Source organism: Streptomyces sp. NPDC021749 (genome assembly GCF_040640655.1).
Taxonomy (GTDB): Bacteria; Actinomycetota; Actinomycetes; order Streptomycetales; family Streptomycetaceae; genus Streptomyces.
This window is the reverse complement of sequence record NZ_JBFACE010000001.1, coordinates 332611-346080: the sequence shown is the minus strand read 5'-3', so window position 1 is coordinate 346080 and position 13470 is coordinate 332611. Positions and strand designations below refer to the sequence as shown.

At 73.8% G+C, this 13470-nt stretch carries 13 protein-coding genes; 9 read left to right on the top strand and 4 right to left on the bottom strand.

Going from position 1 to position 13470, the window contains the following annotated elements; genetic code table 11:
* Nucleotides 1–34 precede the first annotated feature (34 nt).
* Entirely contained in the window at nucleotides 35–1423 is a 1389-nt protein-coding gene (locus AB0G35_RS01545; RefSeq protein ID WP_360941882.1) for a hypothetical protein, read from the top strand.
* Here AB0G35_RS01545 and AB0G35_RS01540 read toward each other — a convergent pair.
* Nucleotides 1377–2669 carry a glycosyltransferase family 87 protein gene (locus tag AB0G35_RS01540; RefSeq protein WP_360941879.1) on the bottom strand — a complete coding sequence of 431 codons (1293 nt, stop codon included), beginning with the start codon at nucleotides 2667–2669 and terminating at the stop codon, nucleotides 1377–1379. The two genes, AB0G35_RS01545 and AB0G35_RS01540, sit on opposite strands and share 47 nt — an antisense overlap.
* Nucleotides 2670–2797: 128 nt before the next feature.
* On the opposite strand from AB0G35_RS01540, the gene AB0G35_RS01535 reads away from it, so the two are divergent.
* On the top strand, nucleotides 2798–3940 hold the full coding sequence (locus AB0G35_RS01535; protein ID WP_360941876.1) for a glycosyltransferase family 4 protein: 1143 nt from the start codon (nucleotides 2798–2800) through the stop codon (nucleotides 3938–3940).
* An 88-nt stretch (nucleotides 3941–4028) separates the two neighbouring features.
* Here AB0G35_RS01535 and AB0G35_RS01530 read toward each other — a convergent pair whose 3' ends face one another.
* A complete protein-coding gene (locus AB0G35_RS01530; protein WP_360941873.1) occupies nucleotides 4029–5825 on the bottom strand; it encodes an AMP-dependent synthetase/ligase in 1797 nt (598 codons plus the stop codon).
* 283 nt (nucleotides 5826–6108) lie between these two features.
* Between AB0G35_RS01530 and AB0G35_RS01525 the strand changes: the two genes are divergently transcribed.
* The 6 genes from AB0G35_RS01525 to AB0G35_RS01500 all read left to right on the top strand — a co-directional run bounded on the left by AB0G35_RS01525 (nucleotide 6109) and on the right by AB0G35_RS01500 (nucleotide 11100).
* Nucleotides 6109–6885 carry a metallophosphoesterase gene (locus AB0G35_RS01525; RefSeq protein ID WP_360941870.1) on the top strand — a complete coding sequence of 259 codons (777 nt, stop codon included), beginning with the start codon at nucleotides 6109–6111 and terminating at the stop codon, nucleotides 6883–6885.
* Nucleotides 6886–7039: 154 nt separating this feature from the next.
* Nucleotides 7040–7540: an SRPBCC family protein gene (locus AB0G35_RS01520; RefSeq protein WP_360941867.1), complete on the top strand. Its 501-nt coding sequence runs from the start codon at nucleotides 7040–7042 to the stop codon at nucleotides 7538–7540.
* 2 nt (nucleotides 7541–7542) lie between these two features.
* Nucleotides 7543–8745: an ArsA-related P-loop ATPase gene (locus AB0G35_RS01515; RefSeq protein WP_360941864.1), complete on the top strand. Its 1203-nt coding sequence runs from the start codon at nucleotides 7543–7545 to the stop codon at nucleotides 8743–8745.
* A 116-nt stretch (nucleotides 8746–8861) separates the two neighbouring features.
* The gene (locus AB0G35_RS01510) at nucleotides 8862–9338 is read left to right on the top strand and encodes a DUF5304 domain-containing protein (RefSeq protein ID WP_360941861.1); all 477 of its coding nucleotides are present in this window, start codon (nucleotides 8862–8864) and stop codon (nucleotides 9336–9338) included.
* 56 nt (nucleotides 9339–9394) lie between these two features.
* The gene (locus tag AB0G35_RS01505; RefSeq protein WP_360941858.1) at nucleotides 9395–10336 is read left to right on the top strand and encodes an ROK family glucokinase; all 942 of its coding nucleotides are present in this window, start codon (nucleotides 9395–9397) and stop codon (nucleotides 10334–10336) included.
* A gap of 8 nt (nucleotides 10337–10344) precedes the next feature.
* Nucleotides 10345–11100, top strand: a complete 756-nt coding sequence (locus AB0G35_RS01500) for an endonuclease/exonuclease/phosphatase family protein (protein ID WP_360941855.1) — start codon at nucleotides 10345–10347, stop codon at nucleotides 11098–11100.
* Between the two features lies 1 nt (nucleotide 11101).
* Here the strand turns inward: AB0G35_RS01500 and AB0G35_RS01495 are convergent, their stop codons facing one another.
* Nucleotides 11102–11644, bottom strand: coding sequence for a hypothetical protein (locus AB0G35_RS01495; RefSeq protein WP_360941852.1), 543 nt, complete (start codon nucleotides 11642–11644; stop codon nucleotides 11102–11104).
* Entirely contained in the window at nucleotides 11631–12437 is an 807-nt protein-coding gene (locus AB0G35_RS01490) for an alpha/beta fold hydrolase (RefSeq protein WP_360941849.1), read from the bottom strand. Before AB0G35_RS01490 ends, AB0G35_RS01495 begins: the two co-directional genes overlap by 14 nt.
* A gap of 275 nt (nucleotides 12438–12712) precedes the next feature.
* Between AB0G35_RS01490 and AB0G35_RS01485 the strand changes: the two genes are divergently transcribed.
* Nucleotides 12713–13447, top strand: a complete 735-nt coding sequence (locus AB0G35_RS01485) for a lysophospholipid acyltransferase family protein (RefSeq protein ID WP_360942085.1) — start codon at nucleotides 12713–12715, stop codon at nucleotides 13445–13447.
* Nucleotides 13448–13470 lie beyond the last annotated feature (23 nt).

Genomic DNA, 13470 nt, shown 5'->3' with positions numbered 1-13470 from the left:
TTGCCCCGGCCGGGCCGGCTCTACGATCGTCCGCATGTCAGACCAGCGGGCGAGACGGCCGGTACGGGCCGGTGCGGCGGCCTGCGCCGCCCTGAGCGGACTCGCGCTGCTCGCCCCGCTGGCCGGCTGCGCCCCCGGTCCCTCGTCGCCGGCCCGTTTCCCGGACGTCCAGCGGATGCTCGACAGCCGGGCGCACGCCGTCGAGCAGCGCGACGAGGCCGGCTTCCTGGCCGCCGTGGACCCGCACGCCACCGCCTTCCGCGCCCGCCAGCGCGCCGTCTTCGGCAACCTCTCCGGCGTCCCGGTGACCGACTGGCACTACGAGCTCGACGCCACCGACGCCTTCCCGCTGCCGCCCGGCGAGGACGACGAGCGGCTGGCCGCCAAGGTCCGGCTGCGCTACCGCCTCAAGGGCTACGACACCGCGCCGGTCAACGCCGTCCAGTACCTCACCCTCACCGAGCGGGACGGCCACTGGCTGATCTCCTCGGACCGCGACGGCGCACCGGCCGGCCGCAGCGGCACCCGCCAGCTGTGGGACCAGGGCCCGGTGCGGCTGGTGCGCGGCCGGCACAGCCTGGTGCTGGGCGGTGCCTCGCATCCGAGGCGGCTGCGGGACCTCGCGCGCCGGGTGGACGCCGCGGTGCCCGCGGTCTCCGCGGCCTGGAAGGGGAAGTGGTCGGAGAAGGTCGTGGTGGAGGCGCCGGACTCGGTCGAGCGGATGGCGCAGCTGATGGGCAGCGACGATGCGTCCGGCTACACCGGCATCGCGGCGGTCACCACCGGCGAGGCGGGCGTCACCACCAACGCCCCGGCGGACCGGGTGATCGTCAACCCGGACGCCTACGAGGAGCTCAACGACCTGGGCCGCAAGGTCGTCCTCACCCACGAGACCACCCATGTCGCCACCCGCACGGTCACCACGGCCGCCACCCCGCTGTGGTTGTCCGAGGGCTTCGCCGACTGGGTCGCCTACCGCGGGGTGCACCGCAAGCCCGCCACCGCCGCGCCCGAGCTGGCCCGTGCGGTGCGGGCCGGCAAGCCGCCGGGCCGGCTGCCGACCGACGCCGACTTCGGCTTCCGGGCCGGCGCGGACCGGCTGGCGACGGCGTACGAAGGCAGCTGGCTGGCCTGCCGCATGATCGCCGAGAAGTGGGGCGAGGCCAGGCTGCTGGCGTTCTACAAGGCGGCGGGCCGGAGCGCGCTGCGCACCTCGGCGGCGACCGGGGAACCACCGATCGAGGCGGCCTCCGCCGGACCCGCCCCCGCCCGCCCGGCGCCCCCGGCCGCTGGTGCCGGCCACCGCCCGGCGGCCGGCCGAACCGAGCTCACCGACCGGGCCCTGCGCACCCAACTGGGCATCGGGCTGGGCGAGTTCACCCGGCAGTGGCGGGCCTATGTGAAGCGGCTGCTGGGGCGGTGACGGTGCGCGGCGCGGGCGCCCGGCGCAGCCCGTGGCCGCCGCTTTCGGTGCCGCGACGGCCGGCGCCGGTGGCGGCCCACAGCCGGCGGCAGGCCAGCAGCGACGCGGCGACCAGCAGCCCGTTGCGCACCGCCAGCAGCGCGATGCCCCACGGGGCGCTCGCCACGACGTCGGCGAAGTGGACCGGGAACTCCAGCAGCGTGACACCGGTGGCGAGCAGCACCAGCACCGCCGACGGGGTCTGCCGGCTGCCGCGGACGGCCAGGCACACCGCGGCCAGCCCCACCAGCCACAGCAGGTACTGCGGGCTGATCACCCGGCTGGTGGTGGTGAACAGCAGGGTGGCGGTGAAGGCCGCGTCGGCGGGCGTCGCCCGGGTGAACCGGCGCGCCCGCGTCCGCCACAGCACCAGCCAGCCCAGCGCCGCCCCGCTCAGCATGACCGCGGCGGTGCTGACGAGCGGGACGCCGGGCCCGAGGAACTCCACCGAGCCGTAGTTCAGCAGCACCCGGCCGTCCCAGCCGTAGTGGCGGGCGACGTGGAACACCAGCCCGCCGAGCGACTCGACCTCCGTCCCGCGGTCCCGCTGGAAGGTCAGGAACGCCAGCGCGCCCGGCGCCGCGGCCACGAAGAGCAGGGTGAGCCCGGCCCCGGTGCCGGCCGCGCTCCGCCACAGGGCCCGCGCGTGCCGGCCGCGCAGCGCGGCCCCGGTCAGCAGCAGCGCCGGCCACACCTTCAGCAGCGTCCCGAAGGCGATCAGCGCGCCCGCCATCCGGGGCCGGCGGGCGGCCGCGAGCAGCGCCGCGACGGCGACCGCGGTGACCATCAGGTCGTAGCGGGCGTACCCGGTCGGGCCCAGCAGGGCGACGCCCACGATCCACGCCCAGGCCCCGGCCGCCCGGTGGCCGGGCCTCGACCCGGCCCGCAGGAACAGCGCCAGCGTCGCCGCGTCCACGAGCAGGACCAGCACGAAGAACGCCGGGGCGTAACCGAGGAACGGCAGCAGGCCGGGGGAGAGCACCGCCAGCGCGGCGGCCGGCGGGTACTGCCAGGTCACGTCGTCCAGCGGGAAGGTGCCGGTGCTCAGCACCCCGGCCCAGCCGTGGTAGATCACCGAGACGTCGGTGGTGACGTCCGGCCCCGGCAGCACCAGCACCTTCAGCACGCAGAGCAGCAGCACGGCCCGGGTCACCGCCCAGGCCGCGACCGCGAGCCACCTCCCGCGCGCCCCGCCGGCGCCGTCCATCGCCACCTCCGCCTGTCGGCCGTCGTCTGCATCATGCCGTCGGCGGCCGGTCACAGGGCGTCGCCGTGGTACGGCGTGGCGGACCGCCCTGGGCACCGTGCGCCCGGCGGCGGGTAGCCTCGGGCCTCGTGCACAAGACCCTGATCGTCACGAACGACTTCCCGCCCCGGCCCGGCGGCATCCAGGCCTTCCTGCACAGCATGGCGCTGCGGCTGGACCCCTCCCAGGTGGTCGTCTACGCCTCGACCTGGAAGCGGAGCGCGGAGGGCATCGCGGCCACCGCCGCGTTCGACGCCGACCAGCCCTTCCCGGTGGTCCGGGACCGTACGACGATGCTGCTGCCCACCCCGAGGGTGACCCGGCGGGCCGTCGGCCTGCTGCGCGAACACGGCTGTTCCTCCGTCTGGTTCGGCGCCGCGGCACCGCTGGGCCTGATGGCGCCGGCGCTCCGCGAGGCCGGCGCGCGGCGGATCGTGGCGACCACGCACGGCCACGAGGCGGGCTGGGCGCAGCTGCCGGCTGCCCGGCAGCTGCTGCGGCGGATCGGCGAGGGCACCGACACCCTCACCTACCTCGGCGAGTACACCCGCTCCCGGATCGCCGCCGCGCTGACCCCGGCGGCCGCGTCCCGGATGGTCCAGCTCCCGCCCGGCGTCGACGAGAAGACGTTCCACTCGGGCTCGGGCGGCGACGTGGTGCGGGCCCGGCTCGGCCTGGCCGACCGCCCGGTGGTGGTGTGCGTCTCCCGCCTGGTGCCGCGCAAGGGCCAGGACACGCTCATCGAAGCGATGCCGGCGGTCCTCGCCGCCGTCCCGGAGGCCGTCCTGCTGATCGTCGGCGGCGGCCCGTACGAGAAGGACCTGCGCGCGCTGGCCCGGGAGAAGGGCGTGGCGGAGTCCGTGCGCTTCACCGGCGCGGTCCCGTGGGAGGAGCTGCCGGCCCATTTCGGCGCCGGTGACGTCTTCGCGATGCCCTGCCGCACCCGCCGCGGCGGCCTCGACGTCGAGGGACTGGGCATCGTCTACCTGGAGGCCTCGGCCACCGGACTGCCCGTGGTGGCGGGGGACTCCGGCGGTGCGCCGGACGCGGTGCTGGACGGCGAGACCGGCTGGGTGGTCCCCGGCGGCTCCCCGACGCCCACCGCGGAGCGCCTGGTCACCCTCCTGAAGGACCCCGCCCTGCGCCGCAGGATGGGCGAGCGCGGGCGCGCCTGGGTCGAGGAGAGGTGGCGCTGGGACCTGCTGGCGGAACGGCTCAAGGAACTGCTGTAGCCGGGGCCTTACGGGCGCCGCTACGCGCACCGCCGCCGCGGCACACGGCCACGGCGGCGGATTCCGGCCCTGCTCACCGGGGAGGTCGTCATCCCCGGTAGATCGCCTCGATCTCCTCCGCGAAGTCCTTGGCGACCACGTTCCGCTTCAGCTTCAGCGACGGCGTGACGTGGCCCGACTCCTCGGTGAACTGGGTCGGCAGGATGCGGAACTTGCGCACCGACTCGGCCTGCGAGACGGCCGCGTTGCCGTCGTCGACGGCCCGCTGGACGGCCGCGAGCAGCTCCGGGTCCGTGGCCAGTTCGGCCGGGGTGCTGCCGGCCGGGCGGCCGTGCTCCTCGGCCCAGCGCGGCAGGAACTCCTCGTCGAGGGTGATCAGCGCGCCGATGAACGGCCGGCCGTCGCCGACGACCATGCACTCGGCGATCAGGGCGTGCGCCCGGATGCGGTCCTCGATGACCGCCGGGGCGACGTTCTTGCCGCCCGCGGTGACCAGGATCTCCTTCTTGCGGCCGGTGATGGCCAGATAGCCGTCCTCGTCGAGGGTGCCGAGGTCGCCGGTGTGGAACCAGCCGTCGGAGAGCGCCTCTTCGGTGGCCGTGGGGTTGTTCCAGTACTCGGTGAAGAGGTGTTCGCCGTGCAGCAGGACCTCGCCGTCGTCGGCGATCCGGACCACCGAGCCGGGCAGCGGCTGGCCGACGGTACCGATCTTCTGGCGGTCCCACGGGTTGAAGGCGGTGGCCGCGCACGACTCCGTCAGGCCGTAGCCCTCCAGGGCGGTGAAGCCGATGCCGCGGTAGAAGTGGCCCAGCCGGTCGCCGAGCGGCGCGCCGCCGGAGATCGCGTGGGTGGCCCGGCCGCCGAGCACGGCCCGGAGCTTGCCGTAGACCAGCCGGTCGAAGACCTTGTACTTGAGCTTCAGGCCGAGCGGCGGGCCGTCGGGGGTGTCCAGCGCCCGGCTGTACGCGATCGCGGTGTCCGCCGCCTTGTCGAAGATCTTGCCCTTGCCGTCGGCCTGCGCCTTGGCCCGCGCCGCGTTGTAGACCTTCTCGAAGACCCGGGGCACGCCCAGCACCAGCGTCGGCCGGAAGGACGCGAGGTCGTCGGTGAGGTTCTTGATGTCGGGGGCGTGGCCCAGTTTGATCGGGGCCATCACGGAGGCGACCTGCACCAGGCGGCCGAAGACGTGCGCGATGGGCAGGAAGAGCAGGACCGAGGAGTCACCGGTGCGGAAGAGCGGGCGCAGCCGCTCGACGACGTTGCCGCACTCGGCGAAGAAGCTGCGGTGGCTGAGCACACAGCCCTTGGGGCGGCCGGTGGTCCCCGAGGTGTAGACGATCGTGGCGGGCGCGTCCGCGTCGGCGAGAGCGCTGCGGGCGTCCACCTCCTCGTCGGTGAGCCCGGAACCGGCGGCCCGCAGCCGGGCGATGGCGTCCCGCTCGATCTGCCAGATGTTCGCCAGCTCGGGCAGCCGGTCGCGGACCGATTCGACGGTCGCCTCGTGGTCGGGCGTCTCCACCAGACACGCCACCGCACCCGAATCACCGAGGATCCACTGGATCTGCTCGGCCGAACTGGTCTCGTACACGGGCACGGTGATCGCGCCGGCGCTCCAGATGGCGAAGTCCAGCAGCGTCCACTCGTAACGGGTGCGCGACATCAGCCCCACCCGGTCGCCGGGCTGGATGCCGGAGGCCATCAGGCCCTTGGCGGCGGCACGGACCTCGGCGAGGAAGGCGGCGGCGGTGACGTCCTGCCACCCACCGTTCACCTTGCGCCCCATGACGGCAACATCCGGGTGCTGCGCGGCATTTCGGCGGATGAGATCCGTCAGGTTGCCGTCCGCGGGGACCTCGTACAGGGCCGGAAGGCTGAACTCGCGCAAGACTGCTGCTCCTCAAAAGCGCCGGCGCCACGACGCTGTGTGTACACCGGCGGCGGTCCATGATCATGCTGGGGGATTGGACTGCCCGGACGTTACCCACCGGTATTGCTTTTGGGATAGGGGGTCGCGACCAGATGTTTGATGCGTCACACGCTTGCGGACACGCCATGGGGACTGTTCCGCGCAGACTAGACCAGCGGGTCGGTGACCCGAAAGTAACCGTGCTCCGGTGAACCGGTGGGGGGCCCTCCCCGCCGGTCCGAGGGCGATCTAGGGTGACGCCATGCGCGTGCATGTGGTCAGTGACGTACACGGCAACAGCCGGGACCTGGCGGCCGCCGGGGACGGCGCCGATGCCCTGGTCTGCCTCGGTGACCTGGTGCTCTTCCTCGATTACGCCGACCACTCGCGCGGCATCTTCCCGGACCTCTTCGGCGTCGCGCACGCCGACACCCTGGTCGAACTGCGCACCGCCCGCCGCTTCGACGAGGCCCGCGCACTGGGCCGCCGCCTCTGGGCCGAACTCGACGCCGCCGGCCACAGCCGCGAGACGGTCATCGAGAGCGCGGTCCGCAAGCAGTACGCCGAACTCTTCGCGGCCTTCCCGACCCCCACGTACGCCACCTACGGCAACGTCGACATGCCGCGCCTGTGGCCCGAATACGCCGGACCTGGCACCACCGTCCTCGACGGACAGCGGGTGGAGATAGGCGGCCGGGTCTTCGGGTTCGTCGGCGGCGGACTGGCCACCCCCATGCGGACGCCGTACGAGATCAGCGACGAGGAGTACGCCGCCAAGATCGAGGCGCTGGGCGAGGTGGACGTGCTGTGCACCCACATCCCGCCGGACGTCCCCGAGCTCTGCTACGACACCGTCGCCCGCCGCTTCGAACGCGGCAGCACCGCGCTGCTGGACGCCATCCGCACCACCCGCCCCCGCTACTCCCTCTTCGGCCACGTCCATCAGCCGCTCGCCCGCCGGATGCGCATCGGCGGCACCGAATGCGTCAATGTCGGCCATTTCAATGCGACCGGTACGCCCTACGTCCTGACGTGGTGAGCCCGGGCGGGCGCGTACGGCTGCGCCCGGCTGCGTCCGGCCGCGTCCGCCGCGGTTCTCCCGCGCGGTAGCCTTCAGCAGCACAGACAGCACCTTGCGGACACCGCGTGAGCGTCGGCGGACCGGCACGAATCGGCATGGAGGAGTCACGGCGATGGCCGAACACACCAGCTCTAGCATCACGATCGAGGCGGCACCCGCCGAAGTGATGGGAGTGATCGCCGACTTTGACCGCTACCCGGAGTGGACCGGAGAGGTCAAGGAGGCGGAGGTGCTCGCCACGGACGACCAGGGCCGCGCGGTACAGGTCCGGCTGCTGCTCGACGCCGGTGCGATCAAGGACGACCACACCCTCGCCTACACCTGGACCGGCGCCGACGAGGTCAGCTGGTCCCTGGTCAAGTCCCAGATGCTGCGCGCCCTCGACGGCTCCTACCGCCTCGCCGCGCTCAAGGGCGGCACCGCCACCGAGGTCACGTACCAGCTCACCGTCGACGTCAAGATCCCGATGCTCGGCATGATCAAGCGCAAGGCCGAGAAGGTCATCATCGAGCGGGCCCTGGAAGGGCTGAAGCGGCGCGTCGAGAGCCACCCCGACGCCGACCCGGCGCCCGCCGACGAGGCCGCGCCCGCCGACGAGGCCAAGAAGATCTGAGCGTGCGCACCGTCCTCGTCACCGGCCCCGGCGGCGCGGGCCGCACCACGCTCGCCGCAGCGACCGCCCTGGCCGGCGCCCGGCAAGGCGCCCGGGCCCTGCTGCTCACCACCGAGAGCAACGCCTGCGAAACGGTGCTGGGCACCCCCCTCGGCGCCGAGCGGCCCACCCCGATAGCGCCCGGCCTGCACGCCCGGCGCATCGACCCCGGCGACCGCTTCCGCCGGGAGTTCCTCGCCTTCCAGGAGCGCGCCGGCGCCGCCCTCGACCTGCTGGGCGCCACGCCCCTCGACGAGGACGAACTGACCGAACTCCCCGGCGCCGAGGACTTCGCCCTGCTCCAGGCGCTGCGCGCCGAACACGCCTCGGACGACTGGGACCTCATCGTCGTCGACATGCCCTCGGCCGCCGAAACGATCCGGCTGCTGGCGCTCCCCGCCCAGGTCCGCCGCTACCTCCGCCGGCTGCTGCCACCCGAGCGCCAGGCCGCCCGCGCGCTGCGCCCGGTCCTCGCCCAGCTCGCCGGCGTCCCGATGCCGGCCCAGAAGCTGTACGACGCCGCCGGCCGCTGGGAGAGCGAACTCGCCGCCGTCCAGCAGGCGATCGACGACCCCGGCACCTCCGTCCGCCTGGTCACCGAGGCCGGCCCGGTCGCCGCCGCCAACCTGCGCACCATCCGCGCCGGCCTGGCCCTGCACGGCCGCCGGACCGACGGCGTGGTCGTCAACCGGCTGCTGCCCACCGGCTCCGCCGACCCCTTCCTCGCCGCGCTCTCCGGCAGCCAGCAGACCGCCCTCAAGGCGCTGCGCCAGGAGTTCCCCGACGTCCCCGTCCACGAGGTGCCGCACCTGGGCCACGACCCGCAGGGCGTCGCGGAACTCGACGAGTTGATCGGCGGGCCGGACGGCGGGATCGGCGTGCCGGCCCCCGCCGCGGCGGACCGCCGGGACCCCTGGACCGTCGAGGACCGGCTCGCCACCGACGGCATCCTGGTCTGGCGGGTGCCGCTGCCCGGCGCCGAGCGCCGGGGCCTCGGCCTGGTACGCCGCGGCGACGAGATCGTGGTGACGGTCGGCCGCTTCCGCCGGATCCGCACCCTGCCCTCCGCGCTCCGCCGCTGCTCCGTCTCCGGCGCCGGCCTCCGCGACGGTGTCCTGGAGATCCGCTTCACCCCGGATCCCGGCCTGTGGCCCAAGAGCGACTGAACGCGGTACCACCGTTCGGGTAACGTCGGGGGTGGGCCAGGTGCCCGCCCCGGCGCGCGCCCGTCCCGGACCAGACTCGCCGTACCGCCCCGCCGCAGCAGTCCACGGAGTTCACCATGAGCGATGCCACCGAGCGCCCCGCCGACCGCGCGGCCGGCCCCGACGCCGACGCCTGGGAGAGGGCCTGCGCCGAGGACCTCGCCGCGGAGAAGGCCCGCCGCCGGTCCGACTACGGCCCCCAGCCGGGCAGCGCCGCCGAGGAACTGCGCAAGCTCGCCGAGGCGGTCACCGACAAGCTCGCCGGCATCCAGCTGCCCGGCGCGCTCGGCGGGACGGCCGCGCAGAGCGCCGTGAGCCAGCTGTTCAAGCAGGCCCGGGCCGCCGTCGAACCGGTCATCGAGCGCAACCCCGACGTCTTCGACCACCTCGCCGCGGCCGGCTCCGAACTCGTCGCCGCCTACCGCTCCGCCGTCGAGCGCAGCGAGCGCCGCTGGACCCGCGAGGACCCCACCGACCGGCCCGGCACCGGCCGCGCCGACGACCCGCGGGACGACGACGGTCCCACCGGCACCGAGCGAATCGATCTCGACTGACCCGGGCTCCGGTACGGTGGGTCCCGGCGGGGTTCGAGCGAAAAACTGAGGGACACATGGGACTCACCATCGGCGTCGACATCGGCGGCACGAAGATCGCGGCCGGCGTGGTCGACGAAGAGGGTTCGATCCTTGAGACGTGCAAGGTACCGACCCCGCAGGCCACCGATGCCCTGACCGAGGCCATCGCGGACGCGGTCCGCACGGTAGGTGCCGGCCACCGCATCGAGGCAGTGGGCATCGGTGCCGCCGGCTACGTCGACGAGAAGCGCGCCACGGTCCTGTTCGCACCGAACATCGACTGGCGCCACGAACCACTGAAGGACAAGGTCGAACAGCGCGTCGGCCTCCCCGTCGTCGTCGAGAACGACGCCAACGCCGCCGCCTGGGGCGAGTACCGCTTCGGTGCCGGCCAGGGCCACAGCGACGTCATCTGCATCACCCTCGGCACGGGCCTCGGCGGCGGCATCATCATCGGCAACAAGCTGCGCCGCGGCCGCTTCGGCGTCGCGGCGGAGTTCGGGCACATCCGGGTCGTGCCGGACGGCCTGCTGTGCGGCTGCGGCAGCCAGGGCTGCTGGGAGCAGTACGCCTCCGGCCGCGCCCTGCTGCGCTACGCCAAGCAGCGTGCCTTCGCCACCCCCGAGAACGCCCAGATCCTGCTCTCGCTCGGCGACGGCACCTCCGAGGGCATCGAGGGCCGGCACGTCAGCGAGGCCGCCCGCCAGGGCGACCCGGTGGCCATCGACTCGTTCCGGGAGCTGGCCCGCTGGGCCGGTGCCGGTCTCGCCGACCTGGCCTCGCTGTTCGACCCGTCGGCCTTCATCGTCGGCGGCGGCGTCTCGGACGAGGGCGAGCTGGTCCTCGAACCGATCCGCAAGTCGTTCCGCCGCTGGCTGGTCGGCAACCAGTACCGGCCGCACGCCCAGGTCCTCGCCGCCCAGCTCGGCGGCAAGGCCGGACTGGTGGGTGCGGCCGACCTGGCGCGCCAGGGCTGACCGCGGTGGTGGCCGAGCACCCCGGACTCCCGGCGTCCGGCACCGAGGAGGACGCCGTACGGGTCCGCGTGCTCAGCTACAACATCCGCTCGATGCGCGACGACCGGGCGGCGCTGGCCAGGGTCATCCGGGCCTGCGCCCCCGATCTCGTGCTGATCCAGGAGGCGCCGCGGTTCTTCCGCTGGCGCAAGGCCGCCGAACGACTGGCCCGGTCGGCCGGCCTGGTCTATGTCACCGGCGGCGGGACGACCGCGGGCCCGATGATCCTGTCCACGCTCCGCGCGCACGTCGAGCGCACCGAGGACGTCCTGCTGCCCCGCACGCCGGGCCTGCACCAGCGCGGTCTGGCCACCGCCGTGGTCCGGATCGGCGGGGCCCGGCTCGGCGTCGTCAGCTGCCACCTCAGCCTCGCCGACCGGGAGCGGTACGAGCAGGCCGGGCTGCTGCTGGAGCGGCTGGCCGCCCTGGGGACGCGGCACGCGGTCGTCGGCGGCGACCTCAACGACCGGCCGGAGGGCCGCAGCTTCCGGCGGCTGGCGGACCGGCTCACGGACGCCTGGGCGGCCGAACCGTGGGGCGGGGAGCACACCTCCACGCCCCACGCACCGGTGCAGCGCATCGACGCCGTCCTGACCACGGACGGCGTCGAGGTGCTGGGCTGCGGGGTGCCGCACGGGCTCCCCGGCGTACGGGAGGCCGACCTGCTGGCCGCCTCGGATCACCTGCCGGTGCTGGCCGCCCTGCGGGTGCCGGCCGGGGACTGACTCACACCACCGCGCCGCCGCCCGGCAGCTGGTCGTCGTCCTCGTCGTCGTTCTTCATCCGGGCCACGAGCGTGGCGAAGCCGCCCAGGAAACCGCCGATGCCCAGGACCGTGCTCCACCACGTCACCGGCTGCTCGAAGACCACCAGGGCGATCAGCAGCAGCGGACCGCCGAGCACCGCGATCCAGGCGAACTTCGTGGTGGTGTCGGCCTTCGGCAGCGGAGGCGGCTCGGGCGGGGTGAAGTGGCCCTCGTCGGTCTCGTCGAAGTCGTCGTCGGACGGCTCGGCGGCGCTCCAGTCCCGGGGCCCGACGCCCGGTGCGTAGACCACGAAGCTGCCCGGGCGGTCGGCGCCGGCCTTCCCGGGATCCCCGGGCCCGCCCGTGCGGTCCTTGGCCTGGCCGCCGTTCTCGTCCGTCCCCTTGGCGGGCGCGTCGTCGTCCGCCGGGAACGACGGCTGCTCGCCGTAGCCCGCGACGATCTCCGCCCAGGCGGCTTCCTCGTCCAGCGGGTCCCGGGGGTCGCGGGGGCTACGCTCCGCCACTGGCCGCTGTCCCCTTCCGGGCCGCCTCCACGGCGTTGGCCCCCGCCTCCGGCGCGAGCCGGGAGATGAAGGCGAAGGTGTCCTCGAAGATCTTCTCCGCGTCGTGGTCGAGCGGGGCGACGTGGTAGCTGCGCTCCAGCAGGGTCTGCCGGACGTCCGTCGAGGAGACCCGGGCGAGGATCCGCTCGGAGTCCACCGGCGGGACGATGTGGTCCTGCGGGCTGGTCATCACCAGCAACGGCTGGGTGACGGCCGGGAGTTCGGAGTCCACCTGCTGGAAGAACCGGCGCAGCGAGTACGCCGCGTGCAGCGGCACCCGGGCGTAGGCCAGCTCCTCGGCACCGGGCTTGGCGATGTCGTTGGACACCCCCTTGGTCGTCCGGACCAGATGGCGCAGCACCACAAGCAGCGGCGCCGCGGCATCATGGACCTTGTTGGCCGGGTTGACCACGACCACCCCGCTGACCGCGGCGCCGTGCTTGGCGGCGAGCCGGAGCGCCAGCGCGCCGCCCATCGACAGGCCGCAGACGAAGACCTTCGAGCAGCGCTCGGTCAGCGCCCGCAGTTCGCGGTCGACCTCGGCGTACCAGTCCTGCCAGGTCGTGATCTGCAGGTCCTGCCAGCGGGTGCCGTGACCGGGCAGCAGCGGAAGGGAGACGGTCAGCCCCCGGTCGGCCAGATGTTCGGCCCAGGGGCGCAGGGACTGGGGGGAGCCGGTGAAGCCGTGGCACACAAGGACGCCGACCTCTCCGCCGTCGCGGCGGAACGGCTCGGCTCCGGGAAGGAGCGGCACCGGGGGACTCCGATCGATGAGGGGACCTGGCGGGTTACCCCAGGGTACGCAAAGTGACGGCGGGCGGATAGGTCCGACGGCGCGTGCGGCCCGGCCGGACCGGCCGGTGCTCCCTCATCTCCGCCCGACGGCGCCCGCGGGCCCACAGGCGGTCCGCAAGCGGGCGTGCACCAGCTGCCGGAGCCCTTGAACGCCCGGTCGGGGCGAGCGTGCCACCCGGGCAGGTTAAGGTCTTTGCGTCACACACAGGAGGCAGTCGGTTGATCTACGGCGCAATGAAGTTTTCCATCGGCGGGTCGCTGAAGCTTGCCTTCAGGCCCTGGGTGGAAGGCATCGAGAACGTTCCCGCCGAGGGTCCGGCGATCCTCGCGAGCAACCACCTGTCCTTCTCGGACTCGTTCTTCCTGCCCGCGGTGCTCGACCGCAAGGTGACCTTCATCGCGAAGTCGGAGTACTTCACCTCCCCGGGCGTCAAGGGCAAGCTGACCGCCGCGTTCTTCAAGGGCGTCGGCCAGCTGCCGGTGGACCGCTCGGGCGCCCGCGGCGCGGGCGAGGCGGCGATCAAGAGCGGCATAGAGGTCCTCAAGCGCGGTGAGCTGTTCGGCATCTACCCGGAGGGCACCCGCTCCCCGGACGGCCGGCTCTACCGCGGCAAGCCGGGCGGTCTGGCCCGGGTGGCGCTCGCCACCGGCGCGCCGGTCATCCCCGTGGCGATGATCGACACCGAGAAGGTGCAGCCGCCGGGCAAGGTCGTGCCGAAGATGATCCGGCCGGGGATCCGCATCGGCAAGCCGCTGGACTTCACCCGCTACCAGGGCATGGAGGGCGACCGCTTCATCCTGCGGTCGGTCACCGACCAGGTGATGTACGAGATCATGAAGCTCTCCGGCCAGGAGTACGTGGACATCTACGCGACCGCCGCCAAGCGGCAGATCGCGGAGGCGGCGAAGGCCGCGGAGGCGAAGAAGAAGGCCGAGGCGGAGCAGGCCACGAAGGCCGCCGCCGAATAGGCCGACAAAGACGGGCAGGGCCG